The sequence below is a fragment of the Gemmatimonadota bacterium genome (assembly GCA_016714015.1).
Classification (GTDB): Bacteria; Gemmatimonadota; Gemmatimonadetes; order Gemmatimonadales; family Gemmatimonadaceae; genus Pseudogemmatithrix.
In genome coordinates this window covers 122,691-142,969 of sequence record JADJNZ010000010.1, presented here as the reverse complement: position 1 = coordinate 142,969, position 20,279 = coordinate 122,691, and the positions used below count along the sequence as shown (strand labels likewise).

Annotated in this window: 19 protein-coding genes; 1 reads left to right on the top strand and 18 read right to left on the bottom strand. The window is 70.2% G+C overall.

The genetic code is table 11. The annotated features are described in order from the left end of the window. Nucleotides 1–16 precede the first annotated feature (16 nt). From hutH to IPJ78_17985, 11 genes are read right to left on the bottom strand one after another with little or no spacing between them, the layout of a single operon-like run. On the bottom strand, nt 17–1,519 hold the full coding sequence (gene hutH, locus IPJ78_18035) for a histidine ammonia-lyase (protein ID MBK7908443.1): 1,503 nt from the start codon (nt 1,517–1,519) through the stop codon (nt 17–19). Further along, nucleotides 1,516–4,590, bottom strand: coding sequence for an LPS-assembly protein LptD (locus tag IPJ78_18030; protein ID MBK7908442.1), 3,075 nt, complete (start codon nt 4,588–4,590; stop codon nt 1,516–1,518). Before IPJ78_18030 ends, hutH begins: the two co-directional genes overlap by 4 nt. Then, the gene (gene tatC, locus IPJ78_18025) at nt 4,587–5,381 is read right to left on the bottom strand and encodes a twin-arginine translocase subunit TatC (GenBank protein ID MBK7908441.1); all 795 of its coding nucleotides are present in this window, start codon (nt 5,379–5,381) and stop codon (nt 4,587–4,589) included. The genes IPJ78_18030 and tatC overlap by 4 nt, the downstream gene beginning before the upstream one ends. Before the next feature lie 34 nt (nt 5,382–5,415). Further along, complete coding sequence (locus IPJ78_18020) at nt 5,416–6,243, bottom strand: tetratricopeptide repeat protein (GenBank protein ID MBK7908440.1); 828 nt, start codon at nt 6,241–6,243, stop codon at nt 5,416–5,418. Next, nucleotides 6,240–6,881 (bottom strand): peptidoglycan-associated lipoprotein Pal, encoded by a 642-nt coding sequence (gene pal, locus IPJ78_18015; GenBank protein MBK7908439.1) that lies wholly within the window; start codon nt 6,879–6,881, stop codon nt 6,240–6,242. Before pal ends, IPJ78_18020 begins: the two co-directional genes overlap by 4 nt. Nucleotides 6,882–6,920: 39 nt before the next feature. Then, nucleotides 6,921–8,237 (bottom strand): PD40 domain-containing protein, encoded by a 1,317-nt coding sequence (locus IPJ78_18010; GenBank protein MBK7908438.1) that lies wholly within the window; start codon nt 8,235–8,237, stop codon nt 6,921–6,923. After that, nucleotides 8,234–8,944 carry a TonB C-terminal domain-containing protein gene (locus tag IPJ78_18005; protein MBK7908437.1) on the bottom strand — a complete coding sequence of 237 codons (711 nt, stop codon included), beginning with the start codon at nt 8,942–8,944 and terminating at the stop codon, nt 8,234–8,236. The genes IPJ78_18010 and IPJ78_18005 overlap by 4 nt, the downstream gene beginning before the upstream one ends. Continuing rightward, the gene (locus tag IPJ78_18000) at nt 8,941–9,357 is read right to left on the bottom strand and encodes a biopolymer transporter ExbD (protein MBK7908436.1); all 417 of its coding nucleotides are present in this window, start codon (nt 9,355–9,357) and stop codon (nt 8,941–8,943) included. Before IPJ78_18000 ends, IPJ78_18005 begins: the two co-directional genes overlap by 4 nt. Nucleotide 9,358: 1 nt before the next feature. After that, nucleotides 9,359–10,063 carry a MotA/TolQ/ExbB proton channel family protein gene (locus IPJ78_17995; GenBank protein ID MBK7908435.1) on the bottom strand — a complete coding sequence of 235 codons (705 nt, stop codon included), beginning with the start codon at nt 10,061–10,063 and terminating at the stop codon, nt 9,359–9,361. Beyond that, nucleotides 10,063–11,013 carry an NAD-dependent epimerase/dehydratase family protein gene (locus tag IPJ78_17990; protein MBK7908434.1) on the bottom strand — a complete coding sequence of 317 codons (951 nt, stop codon included), beginning with the start codon at nt 11,011–11,013 and terminating at the stop codon, nt 10,063–10,065. The genes IPJ78_17995 and IPJ78_17990 overlap by 1 nt, the downstream gene beginning before the upstream one ends. A 39-nt stretch (nt 11,014–11,052) precedes the next feature. Continuing rightward, nucleotides 11,053–12,198: a LysM peptidoglycan-binding domain-containing protein gene (locus IPJ78_17985; GenBank protein MBK7908433.1), complete on the bottom strand. Its 1,146-nt coding sequence runs from the start codon at nt 12,196–12,198 to the stop codon at nt 11,053–11,055. Between the two features lie 184 nt (nt 12,199–12,382). On the opposite strand from IPJ78_17985, the gene IPJ78_17980 reads away from it, so the two are divergent. After that, complete coding sequence (locus IPJ78_17980) at nt 12,383–13,192, top strand: carboxypeptidase-like regulatory domain-containing protein (protein MBK7908432.1); 810 nt, start codon at nt 12,383–12,385, stop codon at nt 13,190–13,192. A gap of 79 nt (nt 13,193–13,271) precedes the next feature. Here IPJ78_17980 and IPJ78_17975 read toward each other — a convergent pair whose 3' ends face one another. From IPJ78_17975 to IPJ78_17945, 7 genes are all read right to left on the bottom strand, one after another. Next, nucleotides 13,272–13,757, bottom strand: a complete 486-nt coding sequence (locus IPJ78_17975; GenBank protein MBK7908431.1) for a single-stranded DNA-binding protein — start codon at nt 13,755–13,757, stop codon at nt 13,272–13,274. Nucleotides 13,758–13,843: 86 nt separating this feature from the next. Further along, nucleotides 13,844–14,323 (bottom strand): ribosomal protein S18-alanine N-acetyltransferase, encoded by a 480-nt coding sequence (gene rimI, locus IPJ78_17970; GenBank protein ID MBK7908430.1) that lies wholly within the window; start codon nt 14,321–14,323, stop codon nt 13,844–13,846. Next, nucleotides 14,320–15,003, bottom strand: a complete 684-nt coding sequence (gene tsaB / locus IPJ78_17965; protein MBK7908429.1) for a tRNA (adenosine(37)-N6)-threonylcarbamoyltransferase complex dimerization subunit type 1 TsaB — start codon at nt 15,001–15,003, stop codon at nt 14,320–14,322. The genes rimI and tsaB overlap by 4 nt, the downstream gene beginning before the upstream one ends. Continuing rightward, nucleotides 15,000–15,416 carry a tRNA (adenosine(37)-N6)-threonylcarbamoyltransferase complex ATPase subunit type 1 TsaE gene (gene tsaE, locus IPJ78_17960; GenBank protein ID MBK7908428.1) on the bottom strand — a complete coding sequence of 139 codons (417 nt, stop codon included), beginning with the start codon at nt 15,414–15,416 and terminating at the stop codon, nt 15,000–15,002. The genes tsaB and tsaE overlap by 4 nt, the downstream gene beginning before the upstream one ends. Next, entirely contained in the window at nt 15,403–17,466 is a 2,064-nt protein-coding gene (uvrB, locus tag IPJ78_17955) for an excinuclease ABC subunit UvrB (protein ID MBK7908427.1), read from the bottom strand. Before uvrB ends, tsaE begins: the two co-directional genes overlap by 14 nt. Beyond that, a complete protein-coding gene (locus IPJ78_17950) occupies nt 17,459–17,908 on the bottom strand; it encodes a hypothetical protein (GenBank protein ID MBK7908426.1) in 450 nt (149 codons plus the stop codon). Before IPJ78_17950 ends, uvrB begins: the two co-directional genes overlap by 8 nt. A 26-nt stretch (nt 17,909–17,934) precedes the next feature. Beyond that, on the bottom strand, nt 17,935–20,043 hold the full coding sequence (locus tag IPJ78_17945) for a bifunctional (p)ppGpp synthetase/guanosine-3',5'-bis(diphosphate) 3'-pyrophosphohydrolase (protein ID MBK7908425.1): 2,109 nt from the start codon (nt 20,041–20,043) through the stop codon (nt 17,935–17,937). Nucleotides 20,044–20,279 lie beyond the last annotated feature (236 nt).

The following is a 20,279-nucleotide window of genomic DNA, read 5'->3' as shown; positions in this document are numbered from 1 at the left end:
ACCGGCCCCCGCGCGGTCAGGCGAACGCGCCCTGCGAGACCGCGCGCGCGATCGCCTCGATGTCAGGCCCGAGCACCCGGTCCGCGGTCAACGCGGGGACGATGCCGCGCACGCGAGCGTAGCCGGTCTCGACGCCGACACCGCCGCGGAGCGGACGCCGGAACTCCAGGCCCTGCGCCGCGCACATCAGCTCGACGGCGAGCACGTGCTCCAGGTTGCGGACGATCCGCCGGAGCTTCGTCGCGGCCCCCATCGCCATGGGAACGACATCCTCCTTGCTCCCGTCCGTCGGGATCGAGTCGACGCTCGCCGGATGGGAGAGGATCTTGCACTCGCTCGTGATCGCGGCCGCGGTGACCTGCGCCATCATGAACCCGGAGCTGACGCCGGCGGTGGGCGTGAGGAACGGCGGCAGTCCCTCGTTGAGGTCGGGATGCACGAGCCGGTCGATCCGCCGCTCGCTCATGACGGCGAGGTTGGTCATCGCGATGGCGAGCACGTCCATCGCCATCGCGGCGGCCTGCCCGTGGAAGTTGCCACCGGAGAGCATCGTGCCGTCGTCGAACACGAGCGGATTGTCGGTCGCGGCGTTGAGCTCGCCCTGGATCAGGTGCTCGGCGAAGCGGATCGCCTCGAGCACCGGTCCATGCACCTGCGGCATGCAGCGGAGCGCGTAGGCATCCTGGACGCGCGAGTCGCCCTCGCGGTGCGACTCGCGGATCTCGCTGTCGGCAAGGAGGGTGAGCAGGAGCGCCGCCGACTCCATCTGGCCGCGCTGGCCGCGGGCCGCGTGGATGCGCGCGTCGAAGGCCGTGGGCGTACCGAGGAGCGCTTCGAGCGACATCGCGCCGGCGACGTGCGCCGCGTGCCAGCAGCGGTGGGCATGCACGAGCGCGAGCGCGCCGACGGCCGAGTGCGCCTGCGTGCCGTTGATGAGCGCGAGGCCCTCCTTGGGGCCGAGCGATGCCGGCGCGAGCCCGTGCGCCCGCAGGACCTCGGCGGCCGGGCCCGACCCGTTGGCGTGGTGCAACGTCCCTTCGCCGATGAGCCCGAGCGCGAGGTGCGCCAGCGGCGCGAGGTCGCCGCTCGCGCCGACGCTCCCCTGCTCCGGCACTTCGGGGTGGAGTCCCGCCTCGAGCATCGCGCAGAGCAGCTCCACGAGCTCGGGCCGGGCGCCACTGAATCCCTTCGCCAGGCAGTTGGCCCGCAGGAGCATCATCGCGCGGACCTCTCGCTCGGGCAGCCGAGGGCCGACACCGGCGGCATGGCTGCGCACGAGATTCACCTGCAGCTGCGCGAGCTGGTCCGGCGCGATGGCGATGTCGGAGAGCTTGCCGAAGCCGGTCGTCACGCCGTAGACGGCCTCGCCGCGCGCGGCGAGCCCCTCGACGATGCCTCGCGTGCCCTGCATCCGCACGCGCGCATCGGCGGCGAGTCGCACCGGTCGGCGGGCATCGGCGACGGAGAGCACGTCGGCCACGGTGAGCGACGTACCGTCGAGCCAGAGGGGTTCGGTCACGGGAGGCGGGCGGACGTGGGGGGACGATAGGTGGCGCGGTCGTAATCGACCTTGATCTCGGGCTGCGCCTTGAGCGAGACGAAGAACGTGAACGCGAAGTTGCCGTTGGGCGCCTGCGTGAAGCCGAAGATCGCCTTCCAGTCGTGCAGCTCGCGCTGCAGCGTCACGACCTGCGACGCGAACTCGCTGCGCTCGACGTCGTACATGGTGCTCCAGCTCGCGGCCCACTTGGGCGTGAGGTTGAAGCTGGTGCGGAAACCGACCGATGTCGTGGGGGGCACCCGGAAGTAGGTGCCGCCGGCGGGCCCCAGATCATTGGGATCCCGCGTGGAGGCATTCAGGCCGGCCTGCCGCACGCACTCGTCGTACAGGAACGTGCCGACGAGGAATCCCCGGCACTGCGTCGACGGATCGAAATCCTGCTGGCGACCGCCGACCGGCGGCCGCTGCCGGTTGGCCGACACGTTGAACGAGGCCGTGAACCCCTGCCCCGTCGGGATCTCCTGCACCATGCCGCGTGCGCGCGTGCCGGTGAGCGCACCCATGCCCTGCTGCGCGCCCATCGTCGACACCATCCCGCTGTTGAGGTCGCCGTTGCGCGGCGCGCCGCCGCCATCCGTCGGGCGGGTGGCCTCGGCGCCGAAGAGCCGGGCGACGCCGCGCACGATCGCCGAGCGGCCGTCGAGGCTGAACGACGCGCGGATCGACTCGCGATAGGGATCGAAGACCGCGGTGTCGCTGAGGTAGTTGCCCTGGAACAGCGAGTAGTCCACACCCAGGTCGAAGCCGGGCAGCAGGTCGGAGCGGAACGTGTAGCCGAACTTGTCGGTCGCGAAGCCGCTCTTGCCGGTGACGCGCTGGCGCTCGAAGTCCCACGAGAGCGCGGTGAACTGCAGCGTCAGGACCTTCACCTTCGGCCCGCCCGCGCCGCCCGCGCCACCCTGCCCCGCGCCCTGCGCCGCGCTGTCGCCGCGCGTCCGCATCTTCGCCTCGAGATTCGTGGAGAAGCCGAACGTGAGGCGATTCTGCGCGAGACTGCCGAGATAGCCGGTCGGCACCTGGTTCGTCGCCGCGAGATACTCGTCGCTCACCGTCGCGGCCGGCGAGTAGCTGTAGGTGAGCGTCGGCGTGATCGCGTGACGGAAGCGCTCCACCGGCCCGAAACCGCGGAAGAGCTTGAACAGCGTCGGCGTGACACCGAGCCCGTACGAGAGCCGCTTCGACTGCGTGACCCACGCGCCATTGGAGAGGTGGGTCCGGATGGCGAACCCGCGGGGATCGACGTTCGTCGCCGACACGCTCGGCGAGAGGTTCCACGTGCCCTGGAGGAACTGCGGCAACCCGATCGACATGTCGAAGTCGAACGACGAGTCGTAGGTCCCCGCGTAGACGCGGTCGATGCGCGCCGACGTGTCCGCCGGGTCGCGCACGGTGATGATCTGCGGGTAGTCGCGGATGGCGTTGTTGAACTTGAAGCCGCTCTGCACCTGGAAGTCGAAGACCTTGAACGGCGTGCCGAGTGAGATCGAGGTGGTGCTGGTATTCCGGCGGAGGCGGAGGGAGTCGAGCACGCCGGCCCCGCGATCGATGTAGCGATAGGCGAAGTCGCCCGTCGCATCGAGGTTGAGGCTCTGTTGCGTCGCGTACGAGAAGGTCGGGTTGAGGACGAACCACTCCCCGACCTGCAGCGGCTTGGAGGCGATGTTGAGCGAGGGAAAGGACCGGTCGACCTGGTCGCGGCCCGGGTACTGCCGCTGCGTCCCGCCGAGGTTGATGGTGAACGGTCCCTGCTGTCGCACGAGATTGAGCTGCGAGGCGATCGTCGCCACGGCGGCCATCGGATTGAAGACCGTCTGCCGCTGGATCTGCGTGCTCGTGACGTAGTTCAGGTTCGCGTTGAGGCGCGTGCGTGCGGAGAACTCCTGCGCGTGCGACCAGCTGAGCGCCGTGTTCCGGCTCCCCGAGCTCAGCGAGTTCTGCGAGACCGCGAACTGCCCGGACATGAACCGGTCGAGCCAGCGATAGCGCAGCTCGGCGTTGTAGCGCGTCCACCCGGGATCCTGCTCGGTCGCCCGCGCGCTCGACCGCCAATCCAGGCTCACCTGCGCATCGACGTAGTCGGAGATGGCGAAGTAATAGCCGATGTTCTCGACCGTCCGGCGGTACGTCGGGCTGTTGCGCACGAGCTCGGCGAAGCCGACACGCGGCGGGAGCATCCCCGACCGGCGTCCCGACCGGATATCCTGGAAGATGAAGGGCAGCCACATCACGGGGACGTCCTGCACGTGCAGGACCACCGAGCGGGCCACGAGGATGTTCCCGCTGACGCGCTTCAGTTCCCGCGCATTGAAGTGGAAGTGCGGGATGGAATCCATGCACGACGTGATCATCCCGTCGCGCCCGTAGACGATACTGCGGTCGTTCGTGGTGTCGGACGAGAAGGCCGCGCGGTGCGCCTCGACGCGCCAGTCCTCGCCGGAGTTCGCGACGGTGGAGAAGTCGCGCGTCCGCCCTTCGCGGCGCTCGACATCATAGCTGAGCTCGCGATGCCCGAGGACGTCGGAGGCCTGCGTCGGGTCGCGCATCGTGATGGTGTCGCCCTTCGCCGTCACGAGCTTGAGGCTGTCGCTGTAGGTGATCGAGTCCGCCACGAGCATCGTCGAGTCACGCTGCACGACCGCCTTGCTGCTGTCCTTGCCCACGAGGGACATCGTGCGCCCGGCGGCCGCGAAGCCGACATCCTGCGCCTGATAGCGCACGACGGTGTAGCCGGCCCGCGCCCGGAGGGCGATCATGACCGAGTCGTCCGGCGCCCAGTCGATGAGCTTCGGTCGACGGTCGACGGTGTCGCGGCGGGCGAGCTCCATCGTGTCGGTGGCCGTCACGCGCGTGAGGCGCGCGTTGTCGGGCGGCAGCCCTGGGCCCCGCTGCACCGTGGACGGCTGGCGCGTGATGGGCGGCTGCGAGGCCGGGCTCGGCTTGCGCACCTGCGCGGGCAGGGCCACGGCCGTTGCGGCCGCGCCGGCGACCAGCAGCGCGCCGCAGGCCACGACGCGCAACCTGCGGATCACGCCGAGGCCCCGCCGATCGACTCGGCCGCGGCGGCGCGACGCAGGCGCCGTTCGCGCGTCCGGTGCGTGATCCATGAGACGACGATACTGACCTCGTAGAGCGCGTAGAGCGGGACCGCCATCACCACCGTCATGGTGATGAGGTCGCCCGGCGTGATGATCGCCGAGACGACGATGCTCCCCGCCATCGCATGCCGCCGGAAGCGCGCGAGGAGACTCGGCGTCACGAGGCCGAGCGCCGTCAGCGCCATGATCACGATCGGCAGCTGCATGACGCCGCCGAAGGCGAGGCAGATCGTCACCATGAACGAGAAGTACTCGGTCGCGGTGATCATCATCTGCATCGATTCGGCCTGGAACGAGCCGAGCACGTCCAGCATCACGGGGAGCGCGAACTTCCATCCCACCCATACCCCGGTGGCGAACAGGAGGGTCGCGCCGCCGATCACCGGGAGGACGAGCTTCTTCTCGTGCTTGTGGAGCGCAGGCGAGAGGAAGGCCCAGACCTGGTACAGGATGATCGGTGCGGCGAACACCAGCCCGAACCCGAAGGCGATCTTGAGGCGGATCGTGACCGGATCCACCGGGTTCGTGTAGATGAGCCGGTGGTCGGGGAGGATCGGGAGGATCGGCGCCGCGAAATAGCCGATGATGTCGAAGGACGGTCGCAGGATGATCGCGAACGCGAGCATCATCGCGACGCCGAGCGCCCCGACAGCCCAGAGGAGCCGGTACCGCAGCTCCTCCAGGTGGTCCAGGAAGGGCATCTCGCCCGAGGGTCCGTCCGTCATCGCGGGGGGCGTGGCCGGTGGGTCCGGCGCGTGGTCAGGGCTTGCGCGTGCCGAGGAATCCCTCGGCGAGCACGGCCTCGTCGGATCGCGGATACTTCGCGACGATCTGGCGATAGAGCGCCTTCGCGTCGTCCGAGCGGCCGGTCACGCGCAGCGCGGTGGCCCGCTTGTACAGCGCGGTGGGCGCGCGGTCGGACTCGGGATACCGGTCGACCACGAGCGCGTAGACGGAGTCGGCGGACGCACCCGCACCCTCCTTCTCGTACGCCTGCCCGATCCCGAAGAGTGCGTCGGGTGCGAGGTCGGAGCGCGGGTACTGCGCGAGCAACGCTCCGAACGCTCCGCGGGCAGCGCCCCAGCGTCCACCGCGCAGCTGCTCGAGCGCGAGCTCGTTGAGCTGTGCGGGCCCGGGACTGGCGGTCGGCGCCCCGGTCGCGACGGGTGGCTTGGTCGTGTCGATCGGCTGGGCGGCCCGTTCGGTGGCGTCCGCCTCGAGCCCGGCGCGCAGTTCCTGGATGCGCTGGGCGCTCGCCCCCACGCGAGCCTCGACCGTGATGAGCTGCTGGCGGATCGCGACGAGGTCCTCTCGCACGTCCCCGCGCAGCCGCATGGTCGTGGTGTGCATGGAGCGCACGGTGTCACCCACCATGCGCAGCGCCTGCGCGATGCTCGCGAGCGTGCTGTCGATCCGGGCCTGCTGGATCGCCTCGCGCTCCTCGGCGTCGGCCCGCGCCGTGGTTGCCTCGGTGCGCACCACCTGCAGGTCCGACTGCAGGAGGCGCACGTCGTTCCGGGTCGCGAAGCACGCGCCGGCCGTCAGGATGACGGCCGGCGCGAGCAACGCGCGTCGGATCAGGGTCATTCCTGCGGCAGGCGGATCGTCTCGCCGCCGACGATGATCTCGAACTCGTCGCGACGGTTCCTCGCCCACGACTCCTCGCCCGAGCCCATCGCGGCCGGACGCTCCTCGCCGAAGCTCACCACGTCGATGCGGTCGGCGGCGATGCCCTGATCGACCAAGTAGCGCTTCGCCGACGCGGCACGGCGCTGGCCGAGCGCGACGTTGTACTCGTCCGAGCCGCGGTCGTCGGCATGGCCGGCGATGCGGATGCGGACGTTCGCATTGGTGCGGAGCAGCGGGAGCTTGGCATCGAGGAGCGCGCGCGCCTCGGTGCTCAGCTCCGACTTGTCGAGGTCGAAGTAGATCGCGGTGGCGAAGGCGGCCTTGGCGGCGTCGACGGCGGCGCGAGCGGCCGCCTCGGCGCGGGCGCGGGCTTCCGCCTCCGCACGGGCGCGCGCCTCGGCGTCGGCGCGGGCACGAGCCTCGGCCTCTGCGCGCGCGCGGGCCGCGGCTTCCGCTTCAGCCCGGGCACGGGCGGCCGCATCGATCGAATCCTGGTTGACGACCGGGGCCGGCGGGGCCGGCGGGGCCTTCGGCGTGCAGGCCGCGCCGGCGGCGGTGACCGCGAGCGCGATGAGGAGGGCGGGACGGAGCTTCATGGTGGGGACCCTGAGTGAAGGAAACAGTGGCGCGCCCGATCAGCGCGCGATGGAAAGCCGTGGCGACCACGCCGCCATTCGTGAGGCCGATCCGCTCGTCAGCTGACGCAGACGTCCGGACTCGGTGTCCAGCACCCACAACTGCTTGCTGCCCGTGCGGGACGACGTGAAGACGAGGTGGCGGGCATCCGGCGCCCACGAGGGATCCTCGTTGATCCCGTCGATCGTGTGCTGTTTCACCGCACGGTCCCGCAGGCCGATCGTCGCGATCTGGAAGCGCCCTTCGATCTGCGTGGAGAACGCGACGAAGCGGCCATCCGGCGACCACGAGGGGTCGGCGCGATAGAGCTGGTCCCCGAATCCCGAGGTCGTCAGCAGTTCGGGGTTCGCTCCGTCGCTGTCGGTAATATATAGCTGTTGCGGCCCCAACCGGGATGTCGTGAAGACAATCCGCTTCCCGTCCGGCGCGAACGTCGGTTGCGAGTTGGTGGTGCCCCGCCCGACCGTCACCCGGAACGGCGCCTCGCTCGCATCGAGCGGCACGAGGAAGATGTCGGTCCCGTCCTCGCCGCTCGCGAAGGCGAGCTGCTTCCCGTCCGGGGAGAAGGAGGGCGAGACGTTGGTGCCGCGGTCACGGACGAACCGGCGCGCGCTCCCGCTCGCGAGGTCCCGCACGACCACGCGGGTCCCGTCATCGAGCATCTCGGTGTAGCCGACCGTCGTGCCGTTCGGATGCCAGACCGGGCCGAGCGCGCTCCCCACTCCGGGGACGGGCGCCGCATTGGCCCCGTCGGAATCGACCGACCAGAGGGTCCCGCCGCGCACGAATGCGACGCGCGTCGAGGCGACGCCACGGACGCCGGTCACCCACCGCTCGACCTCGTCGCTCGCCTCGTGCAGCGAGCGGCGCCACTCCGCGGAGTTGGGCGCGCCACGCAGCGGGAAGTCGACCGTGTTGAGGACCCGCCCTGCGGCGACCTCGTGAAGCACCGTGTGGAGCCCCCCCGCGGTGTTCAGGGTGAGCTGCAGCACGGCCGCGGCCCCGAGGCGCGCGTAGAGCGGATAGTTGAGCTTGCCGCTGGGCGTCGCCCCGGAGTCCGGCGCGATGACCGAGATGCGGTCCCCGAAATCGAGATCGCGGGTGATGATCGCCCGGATGGAGTCGGCATGCGGCCCGCGGAGCGGGAGTACGTAGAGGCCAGGGCGCGTGCCCGGCGCATAGGTCAGCCCGATGCGCACCCCCTGGGCCGGCTCCTGGGCGCGAATCGGCGCGGGGAGCAGGGCGGCAACGGTCGCGAGACCGAGGAGAAGACGTCGAGGATGGATCACACGATCGGGCTGGAGTCGTTCGGTCATCGCAGGCGTGCGGGGTCGAAGCTGAAGGAGATCGGGAGGATGTCTTCCGTGAACCCCGAGGGGAGCGGACCGAAGGCCGCCTTGGCCGCCTCGACCGCGCCTTCCGCCTCGAGGTCGAAGGCGAAGTTCCCGCTCCGGGTCACGAACCGGAACCCGGTCACGCTGCCGTCGCGCCGGATCATGAAGAAGACCTCGGCCTTCAGCGCGCCGGGATTGCGCGGCTTGAAGTTGAGGGCGACCTGACGGACGATGTTCTGAAGATACCCCGGGAACGGGAATTCGATCCCCTCAGTGCGCACCGTGGCGACGTCGGTGCCGGCGCCGCCGGTCTCACCACCGCCCGCCGTCGGCGCCTTCGTCACGTCGACGCGCGCGGGAGCCTTCGTGATGTTGGTCGTCGCGCGGACCGGCGCTTTCGCCTGCTTGGTCGGCGGCTTGATCGGCGCGACCTTCTCGGCGGCATTCGTCTCCGCGCGAGGCGGGGCCTTCGTCTCGGTCGGCGGCGTGGAAGCTTCGGTCTCGCGGACCAGGCCGACCGCGCGCTCGCCCGCCGGGGCGGCGACGAGGTCGACGCGATACATGGGCGGCACATCGCGCGCCGGTCCGGCCTTGTAGAGGACGAAGCCCGCGATGACGATCACGTGGAGCAGGACGGAGAGCGCGAGCGGTCCGCCGAGCCCGGGTGCGCGGCGGGACGCCGTGCTCACCGGTCGATCTCCTCTGGCTCGGTCACGAGCCCGATGTTCCCGATGCCCGCCGCACGCATGAGCGCCAGGACCTCGACGGCGCGACCATAATCGGCGCGCCGGTCGGCGCGGAAGTAGATGCCGTCGCGGCCCGCCTTGGCGGCGAGCGTGCGGATGGTCCCGCGGAACTCCGAGAGCGAGAGCTGGGTCTCGTCGACGTAGATCCGCCCGTCGCGCGTGACGGTCACGGTCATCGAGCTCTTCGCGTTGAGCGGCCGCGCCTCGGCGCGCGGCAACGAGACGTCGACCCCGCCCTGCATCATGGGCGCGGTGATCATGAAGATGATCATGAGGAGCATCATCACGTCGATGAGCGACACGACGTTGATCTCCGCGTTCAGCGGGGTCCGCTCCCCGCGGCCGCGGCGGCGCATGCTAGATCCGTCCCTCGCGCGCCATGAGCGCGATCACCTCGGAGCCGAAGCCCTCGAGCTGGCCGTCGAAGCGGTTGAGCCGCGCGGCGAAGATGTTGTAGCCGAAGTAGGCGGGGATGGCGACCGCGAGCGCGAACGCCGTCGCGATGAGCGCCTCGGCGACCCCGGGAGCGACGGCGGCGAGATTGCCCGAACCGCCACGCGCCACGCCGAGGAAGGCGGTGATCACGCCCAGCACGGTGCCGAGCAGGCCGAGCAGCGGGCTCACGGAGCCGACCATCGCGAGGAACGGCACGTAGGTGCCGAGCGCGTCCCGCTCCTCGTTGGTCTCCGCATCCAGCACGAGTCGCAGCGCCTGGACCTGCGATGCGGACAGCGTGGCCGGGGCGCCGCTGCCGTCGCTGACCGTGCGCGTCTCGGTGAGGAACTGGAGGGCGCGATCGAGCACGCGCGTGTGTGCACTGGGCTGCGAGCGTCGCGCGAGCGAGGCCGCGGCGTCGAGGCGCGAGGCGGCGCGGAACTCCTTCATGAACGCCGCGGCCGACCGCTCGACGCGCCGGAAGATCATCCACTTGGAGAGCATGACCGCCCAGGAGGCGAGCGAGAGCAGCGCGAGCACGACCAGCACCGCCTTCGTGACCGCGGAGGCCGTCAGGACGAGTTCGAGCGGCGACGACGGGACGGCGGCGGCGAGTTGGAAGAACATCAGCGCTTGGAGAACCAGTCGTAGGTGCGGCGGAGCCCTTCCTGGAGGCCGACCTGCGGCTGCCAGCCGAGCCCCGCCTTCGCCTTCTCGATACTCACGCAGGAGCGCCGCTGTTCCCCGGCGCGCGCGGGCGCGTGGTCGAAGGGGACCGTCTTGCCGGCCGCGGCCATCAGGGTCGTCGCGAGCTCGACCACCGAGGTCTCGACGCCGGTACCGAGGTTGAAGGCACGGGCATCGACCTTCCCCGCCGGGATGCCGACATGGTTCGCCGCGAGCACGTGGGCGCGGGCGACGTCGCCGACGAAGACGTAGTCACGCGTCTGGCCACCATCGCCGAAGACGGTGAGCGCCTTGCCGTCGATGACGCGCTGGCAGAAGATCGCGACCACTCCGGCCTCGCCGTGCGGATCCTGGCGGGGGCCGTAGACGTTCGCGAACCGCAGCGCGATGTAGTCGAGCTTGTGGATGCGCGCGTAGTACGCGAGGTAGAGCTCGGTCGCGAACTTCGCGATGCCGTACGGCGATTCCGGATCCTTCGCGTAGTCCTCGAGATTCGGCGGCTGCACGAAGTCGCCGTACACGGCGCCGCCGGTGGACGCGAAGATCATGCGCGTCTTCCGGCCGCTCGCGTGGATCGCGCTCATGATGTTCACCGAGCCGCCGATGTTGACGTCGACATCGAAGGCGGGGTCGCTGACGCTCTTCCGCACGTCGATCTGCGCCGCGAGATGGCAGACGAGGTCGAAGCGCCCCTCGCGGATGGTCGCCGCGGTCTCCGGCGAGCGGATGTCGGTCTCGACGAAGGTCGCCGCCGCGGGGACCTGCTGCCGCTTGCCGCTCGAGAGGTTGTCGAGCACGGTGACGGACCAGCCGTCGGCGATCAATGCGTCGGCGACGGTGGAGCCGATGAAGCCGGCTCCACCGGTGATGAGTGCGCGTCGTTCAGTCATGACCGGAAGTTAGGGGGTCCTGCGCGACGGCCGTAGCCGTCAGGGCATCTTCGCCGTGACGCGCGCCGCCATGCCCGGGGCGACCACGCCTTCGGTCTGCCCGATCACGATCGCGCTCGCGCCCCAGGTCGTCACGCGCGTCACCTGCACCACCGCGATCTCCTGCGGCGCGCGCGGCACGCCCTGCGCATCCGGGCCCTGCTCCACCTGCACGCTCACCTGGTCGCCCGGCACGAGGCCGTCGCTCGCCCCGGCGGCGAGGATCAGGTGCTGGCCGGTCGTGGCGAAGACCGTCTCGCCCTGCAGGTAGAGCACGGTGGTGCGGAGTCCGAACTCGACGCGCGCCGGGTTCACGTTGGCGGGCATCTGGAGCTCGTCGAGCGGGAGCAGGCCCTGCCCGGCGTACACGTCCTCGTACTTGGTGAGGAGGATCGCCTCGGCCTGCCCGTTCTGCGGCGTCGACATCAGGCGGAAGACGCCGGTCGGGATGATCACCTGGCCTTCGCCGGCGAGCTGCGGGCCATAGCGGAAGGCGATGTACTCCTCGTTCACCGCGCCGGGCGCATTGCTCGGCACGGCGATGGACACGCGCTCGTAGATCTGCACGGGGCGCTCGAACCGCGTTGGCGCGACCGTCTGTGCCTGGACCGCGGCGCCGACCTTTCCGGCGCCTGTCACGCCCGCCGCGTCCCACAGGAACGGCGCACGGAGGTAGTCACCGCGACGGACCGCCTGCGGGCGGGCCCGCAGCACCAGCGACTCGCGGGCGCCGCGGACGACACGGAAGCGCTCCGGATTGAAGATCGTCATGGACGGCGCCGGTCCGGAGGGCTGCGGCGTCATCGGGGCGGGCTCGGCACCCGGGGCAGCGGGCATCGCCGGCGCGACCGGGGTCACGCCGCCAGCCGTGGTGTCGGCCGGCGTCCCCGGTGAGGCCGCGACGTCGCCCGTGATGATGATGACCTGATCGGGGTAGATGAGGTCAGGGTCGGCGATGGTCGCCGTGTTGCGGCGATAGATCTCCGGCCACTTGAACGGGTCGCCGAGATACTGCCGGGCGATGTCCCACAGGGTGTCGCCCTTCTTGACCGTATGGGTCTGCGGCGCGCCCTGCGCCAGCAAGGGGAGCGGCGTCAGCACGAGGCCGGCCAGCGCGATCGTCGAGACGAGGCGGGAGCGAGACATGGGACCGTGGGCAGGAGAAGGAACTGCGGATACGGATAGACCCCTGACTCGGCGCGCCGAGGTCAGGGTCTCGGAAAGTGACGAACGAGGCCACGCCGGGGAAACGCCCCGGGGGCCCAGCATATCGCCCCACCGGTCCCGGCGCCATTATCCGGATGCCACGGCCCCCTACAGGAGACCCCCCGTGCCCAGCTCCAGGCTCCCCCGACACGCCCCGGTCGCTCGCCTGCTCCTGCGGCTGCGAGGGGCGCAGCTCGCGCTCCTGATGGGACTCGGGATGATCGGCCGGCCCGCCCTGTCCCAACCGCCCGCGGCGGCGATCCTGGTAGGCACGGTGGTCGCGGATTCGACCAAGCAGCCGGTCGCCGGCGCCGAGATCCTGATCCCCTCGGCGAGCCTGCGCGCCGTGACCGATTCCGCAGGCCGCTTCCGGATCACGGGGATCCCCTCGGGACGCCGCGGCCTCCGGGTCAACAAGATCGGCTTCGCCCCGCTCCGGACTGCGGTCGAGTTCTCGACGGGCGACACGGTCGAGATGGAGATCGGCCTGACCGTGTCGTTCGAGGAGATGGCGGCGGTGGAGATCGTGGAGGCGCAGAACCCCTCCCGCCTGACCGAGTTCGAGCGCCGTCGGGCGAGCCGCACCGGCGACTACCTCACGAACGAGGACATCGTGCATCGGAGCCGCGGCCGCCTGTCCGAGGCCCTCCAGACGCTCGGCGGCGTCAACTTCATGACGGGTGGCTCGGGCGGCACGTACCTGGTGGGCGCTCGCGGCTCCGGCGGCCGCCGAGGCACCTGCTTCACGGCGGTGATGCTGGACGGCGTCTGGGTGTACGACGGTGACCGGACGCAGCAGCCGTTCAACGTGAACAGCATCAACCCGGTGGACGTCGCGGCCGTGGAGTACTATCGCGGCCTGTCGAACACGCCCGTCGAACTGCAGGGCACCCGCAACTCATGTGGGGCGCTAGTGATCTGGACGAAGTACTGAGGAAGGCAGAAGGGAGAAGGCGGAAGGCGGATGGCGTTCCGGACGTTTCTGCCCTCTGCCTTCTTCCTTCCGCCATCTCTCAGAACGGCAGATCGTCGTCGCCGTCCATCGCCGCCGGGAACTCCTCGAAGCCCTCGCTGGCGCCCGCGGACTTGCCGCTGCTCGCCGCACGAGCCGGACGGGAACCGCCGTCGAAGCCGCCCTCGCCGCCGCGACCGCCGCCGAGGAGGAGGATCTCCCGGACGTTGATCTCCGTGATGTAGCGGGTCTGCTTGTCCTTGTCCTCGTACTGGCGGTACTCGATCGCGCCCTCGACGAAGATCTTGTCGCCCTTCTTCACGTAGCGCTCGATGATGTCGGCGAGGCCGCTGCCCTTGCCGCCGCCGTTCCAGGCGACGCACTTGTGCCACTCGGTCTTCTCCTGCTTCTCGCCCGACGCCGACGTCCACTGTCGGCCCGTCGCCACCGAGAACTGCGCGACCTTCTTCCCCGTCGACGTGGTGCGGATCTCGGGATCGGCCCCGAGGTTCCCGATCAACGTCACCTTGTTCAAGCTGCGGCTCACAGTGCCTCCTGGAATGGGTCAAGTCCGCGCGCACACCATACCGGGCACTGCCGGCCGAGCTCGCATCGGAATCTTCCCGGGGAAAACTAATCGTCGCCGAGGTCCACCGCCCGGGGACGCCGCATCACGACCGCGTCCTCGGTGGGCTTCCGATAGTAGCCCTTGCGCCGCCCCGCCGCGGTGAAGCCACGGCTCCGGTACAGCCCCTGCGCGGGGGCGTTCGAGTCGCGCACCTCGAGGTAGATCGTCGCGCCCCCGCGTGAATCGAGGTCGTCCAGGAGGTGATCGAGCAACCGCTTCGCGACCCCCGTGCCCCGGTGCTCCGGAGCGACCGCGAGGTTCGCGAGCTCCGCTTCGTCCCCGACCGCCCAGGCGACCGAATAGCCGACGAGACGTCCGTCGCGCTCGGCGACCGTCGTCAGCACATGATCCTGGCCGAGCATGCTGCGGAACGCATCGGCCGTCCACGGGTCGCTGAAGGCGATGCGTTCGATCGAAAGGATCGCCGGCAGATCCGCGAGCGTCGCCGGGCGCACCGCGCAATCATCGGGCGAGTCGCCGTTCACGTCGCGTGGCGCTCGGCCACGAGCGGACGGCCGTGCGCCGCCTCCCACTTCACCTGCGCCTCGGCGAGGCGCCCGTAGACCGGCTCCCATGCCGGCAGGTCCACCACGCCGAGCGCCTCGAGGAGCGCGCCGCACCGCGCGACGCCGCGCGCGTGTGGAGCGCAGGCGAGCCCCTCGTCCGGACCGATGCGCGTGGCCGCGCACGCTGTCGCGCGCTCCGGGAGCGCGGCGACCTCGAGGAGCCCCAGCGGTTCGTGCGCCGCGACCGCTCCCGCCTCGTCGAGCGTGACGAGCGCGACATAGCGCTCCCCGCGCAGCGCGTCGAGCGTCGCGAGGTACCGACCGGCGCCGAGGGCGGCGGGCGCGCCGCCCGGGATGAGGACGAGCGATGGGACGCCGACGAGCGGGATCCCCGTCCCCTCGCAGAGCCCCTTCGCCACGGCCCCGACGACGCGCAGCGCGGTGAAGCTGCCCGGTCCCGCTCCCGCGACCACGCGCGCGAGGTCGTGGACCGCGCACCCCGCCGCGGAGAGCGTCTCGAGCACCGCGGGGAAGAATCGTTCTTCCGTCGCGCTCCGCATCTCGACCTCCCGCTCGGCGATGACGACGCCATCACGCAGCACGGCGATGGTGCCGGGGCCGGCCGCGGCGTCGAGCGCGAGCGTGAGTCCGGTCCTCACCATGAGAGGCGCCGAATCTCCGGCCGGTCCGGCACATGCTCGAGGTGAAGCGCCAGATGCCCGGCCGGCAGTTGGCCGAGCGCCCGCTCCGGCCACTCGACCATCACGAGGGCGCGCTTGATGCGGAGGATGTCATCCCACCCGATGCGCGGGAGGTCCTGCGGTCCCTCGAGGCGGTAGAGGTCGAGGTGGAAGACATGGCCCTTGGCGGACAGGTACTCGCGGACGATCCCGTACGACTGGCTCGTGACCGGCTCGAGCGCCCCCTGCGAGCGGGCGATGGCGCGCACGAGCGTCGTCTTGCCCGCCCCGAGTTCGCCCGAGAACGCGATCAGCAGCGGGTAGGTGATCGTGCGGCCGAGCCGTTCACCCCACGCGACGAGTTCCGGCTCCGTGACTTCAACGACGGGCACGACCCGTCCTCCCCGCGCCGTCGCCCATCGCCGCCTTCAGGTCGAAGAGCTCGTCCCGGAGGCGTGCCGCCGTCTCGAAATCGAGGTCCTTGGCGGCCGTGCGCATCTCCTCCTCGAGCCGCGCGACGAGCGCCGGCAGGTCGTCGGTCCCCCAGGCCTTCTGCGCCTCGGCGACCTTCTTCTGCTTCTTGCCGCGCGAGCGATCGGCGTCCCGGGCCTCGGTCCCGTCGCGCGCGTCGGCGATGCGCGACATGACGCGCACCTGGTCATGACTCTTGATGACGCCGGCCGGCGTGATACCGTGCTCGACGTTGTGCGCCTCCTGGGTCCGGCGGCGCCGGTCCGTCTCGTCGAGGCAGCGCCGCATGGAGCCGGTGATGCGGTCGGCATAGAAGATCGCGCGTCCCTCGACGTGGCGCGCCGCGCGCCCCACCGTCTGGATGAGCGACCGATCCGAGCGGAGGAATCCCTCCTGGTCGGCATCCAGGATCGCGACGAGCGACACCTCGGGGAGGTCGAGTCCCTCGCGCAACAGGTTGATGCCGATGAGGACGTCGAACTCGCCGAGCCGCAGCCCGCGGACGATCTCCATCCGCTCGATCGCGTCGATGTCCGCATGCATGTACCGCACGCGCACGCCCACCTGCGCCAGATAGTCCGTGAGATCCTCGGCCATCCGCTTCGTGAGCGTCGTGACGAGCACGCGCTCGCCGCGGCGCTCGCGGAGGCGGATCTCGTGCAGCAGGTCGTCGACCTGCCCCTTCACCGGGCGGATCTCGATCACCGGGTCGAGGAGGCCCGTCGGGCGGATCACCTGCTCGACGACGACGCCCTCGGAGAGCTTGAGCTCGAGGTCACCCGGCGTCGCGCTCACGTTGATCGCGCGCGGCGTGAGCGAGAGGAACTCGTCGAACATCAGCGGCCGGTTGTCGAGGGCGCTCGGCAGCCGGAATCCGTACTCGACGAGCGTCGTCTTGCGGGCGCGGTCGCCGTTGAACATCCCGCCGATCTGCGGGAGCGTGACGTGCGACTCGTCGACGACGACGAGGAAGTCGTCGGGGAAGTAGTCGAAGAGGCAGGCCGGTCGCGCGCCGGGCTGGCGGCCGGCGAGCACTCGCGAGTAGTTCTCGATGCCCGGGCAGGTGCCGATCTCGAGCATCATCTCGATGTCGAAGTTCGTGCGCGACTCGAGCCGCTGCGCCTCGAGGAGCTTGTTCGCGGCCTTGAGCGCGGCGAGCCGTTCGACGAGCTCGGCGCGGATCTCCTTCACCGCACGCTCCAGCGAGGGGCGCGTCGTCACGAAGTGCTTCGCCGGATACACCGCCGTGCGCGGCAGGCTCGCGATCGCCTTCCCCGTGAGCGGGTCGATCTTGGTGATGCGCTCGATCTCGTCGCCGAACATCTCGACGCGGACCGCCTGCTCCTCGTACGCGGGATAGATCTCGACCGTATCCCCGCGCACGCGGAAGGTGCCGCGATCGAACGCGACGTCGTTGCGCCCGTACTGGATGCGTACGAGCGCCTTGAGGATGTCGTCGCGGGCGATGGTCTGCCCCACCTGCAGCGTGACCATCGAGGCCCGGTACGTCTCCGGGTCGCCGAGGCCGTAGATCGCCGAGACCGTGGCGACGATGATGACGTCCTCGCGCTCCATCAGCGACGAGGTCGCGCGGAGACGCAGGCGGTCGATGTCCTCGTTGATCGAGGCGTCCTTCTCGATGTACGTGTCGGACGACGGCACGTAGGCTTCGGGCTGGTAATAGTCGTAGTACGAGATGAAGTACTCGACCGCGTTCTGCGGGAAGAACCCCTTGAGCTCGCCGTAGAGCTGCGCGGCGAGCGTCTTGTTGTGGGAGAGCACCAGCGTCGGCTTCCCGTGGGCGGCGATGACGTTGGCGACCGTCATCGTCTTGCCCGAGCCGGTCACCCCGAGCAGCGTCTGGAACCGATCCCCGCGCACGAGCCCCGCCGAGAGTTCGGCGATCGCGCGCGGCTGGTCCCCCGCCGGCTCGAACGGGGCGACGAGCTGGAACGGCACCCGGTCAGCCACCCATCCCCGGCATCAGCGGGCGCTGCCACGGGATGCCGGCGAGCAGGAGCAGCAGCGCGACGGCCGTGAAGACGAGCAGCTTCCGGTGCTTCGCCGCGTCGTCCTTCGCGTTCTTCGCGACGATGCTGCCGACGGTCGCGACGACGACCGCGATCACCATCAGCGTCGGATGCTCGGCGATGAAGAAGCGCGTTCCGGCATCCTTCATGGTGGCCGCCATGTCGCCCATCGCCTGCTGCACGAGCGGCGAGACCACGAAGAGCAGGAGCCCGAGGATAAGCTGGAGATGGAGCGAGGCCATGAAGGCGACGCCGACGCGGCGCGCGGGCGCATAGTCGCGGTCCCCCTTCAGGCCGCCGGCCGCCTTGACGATGGCGAGGATACCGGCGACGAGGACGACCCAGCGGAGGGCGTTGTGCGTGTGGAGCAGTGCGGGATGCATGACGGAGGGGAGAGAGGGAACGGAATCTAGCCTTCTTCCGCGCTGAGGCGTTCTCGGCGCGCGACCTCGGAGACGCCCTTCACGCGGCGCGCCGCCTTGATGATCTTCTCGAGATGCGCGAGGTTCTCGACCTCGACGAGCGCAGAGCCGGCGACGCGTCCGTCGGTCGTCTTGAGTTCGAGCGACCGGATGTCGGTCCCCGTGCCGCTGACCGCCGCCGCCAGGTCCGCGTAGAGGCCGCGGCGGTCGTTGCCCTCGATCGCGAGCCGGATCACGAAGCGCTCGCCCGCGCTCTCCTGCCAGTCGATCTCGAGCCGACGCTCCGGCTCGTGGACCAGGTGCAGGAGATTGGGACAGTCCTGGCGATGGATGCTCACGCCGCGCCCGCGGGTGACGTATCCGACCACCGTGTCGCCCGGCACCGGCTGGCAGCACTGCGCGTAGCGCACCATGAGGCCGTCGGCGCCCTGGATGCGGAGCCCCTTCGACGTGCCCGGGCGCCGCATGCGGTCGATGAGGCGCTCGAGCGCGCTCGGCTTGAGCGCCTGCTCCTGCGCCTCGTCCAGCTCGGGGTAGATGGCCTTGAGCAGCTGGGTGACCGTGATGTCCCCCTGCCCGATGCTCGCGTGGACGTGGTCGAGGTCAGTGAGCGCGAGCGCCTGCGCCCCGCGCTGCAACTCGGCGTCCGTGAGCTTGGCATGGCGACGGCGGCGCAACTCGCGGTCGAGGATCTCCTGTCCCACCGCCACGAACGTCTTGTGCTCCTCGTTGCGCAACCACTGCCGGATCCTATGCCGCGCGCGACCGGTGCGCACGTGCGCGAGCCAGTCGCGGCTCGGCCGGGCGTTGGGTGACCGGATGATCTCGATCGTCTCCGAGTTCCGGAGCTCGCGCGAGAGCGGGACGATGCGGCCGTTCACGCGGGCGCCCTGCGTGTGCAGCCCGACCTGCGTGTGCACCGCGAAGGCGAAGTCGATCGGCGTCGCACCCTTCGGCAGCTGGATCACGTCGCCGTTGGGCGTGAAGACGAAGATCTCGTCCTGATAGAGGTCGAGCTTGAGGAACTCGAGGAACTGGTCCGGCGTCTCGGCGTCGAGCTGCAGCTCGAGCACCTGGCGGAACCAGGAGAGATGTCGGTCCAGGTCGTGCTTCCCGCCCTTCTCGCCCTCCTTGTACAGCCAGTGCGCCGCGATGCCGTACTCGGCGGTGCGATGCATCTCGCGCGTCCGGATCTGGATCTCGAAGAGCGTCCCGCGCGGCCCGAACACCGTGGTGTGGAGCGACTGGTAGCCGTTCGACTTCGGCGAGGCGATGTAGTCCTTGATGCGCTCCTGGAGCGGCGTCCAGGCGCCATGGATCACACCGAGGGCGTGGTAGCACTCGGGGACGTTCTCGACGAGCACGCGGATGGCGTACAGGTCGTAGATCTCGTCGTACGGCTTGTCGCGCTTCTGCATCTTCTTGTGGATCGACCAGAGATGCTTCGGCCGCCCGCCGACCTCGTGGAGGATGACCCCCGCCTCGCGGAGCTTCAGCTCGAGCGGCCCGATCATCTCGGCGATGAGGGCGTCGCGGTCCGCCCGCTTGTTCGCGATGAGCTTCGCGAGGTTGCGGTACTCCTCTGGCTCGAGCCACTTGAACGACAGGTCCTCCAGCTCCGCCTTCATCGAGGCGAGGCCGAACCGGTGCGCCATCGGCGCGTAGAGGTCGCGCGTCTCGAGCGCGATGCGCTGCCGCTTCTCCTCCGGCATCCACTCGAGCGTCCGCATGTTGTGCAGGCGGTCGGCGAGCTTCACGAGGATCACGCGCGCGTCCTTGGCGACCGAGAGCAGCAGCTTGCGGTAGCTCTCGACCTGCCGCTCCTCGCGCGAGGCCATCGGCAGGTGGCCGATCTTGGTCAGGCCGTCGACGATCTGCGCGATCTCGCGCCCGAACTCACGCTCCACGTCCTCGACCGTGAAGGCGGTGTCCTCGACGACGTCGTGGATGAGCCCGCTCGCGACGGTCACGCTGTCGAGCTGGAGGTCGGCGAGGATCTTGGCGACCTCGACACAATGCGTGACGTAGGGATCGCCGTTCCGCCGTGTCTGGCCCGTGTGCGCCTTCTCCGAGAACCGGTAGGCGCGCGCGAGCAACTCCGTGTCGAGCCGCTCGGGGAGCGCCTCGACGGAGAGGTCCCAGCCGGGGATGATTTCGGTGAGGACGGGGGCGCTCAGGCGGGACTCCAGGGTTCGGGCGGGCCAGGGACGGCACGCGGCACCTTGGATATATCCGCCGATGCAGGGGAAGGGTCAAGTCGGCGTTCCGCTTGGGGTTGGGCCGGTGCCCGGCCCCACGCCCTAGACCCGTTCCGCCGTGTTCCTTCCCCCTT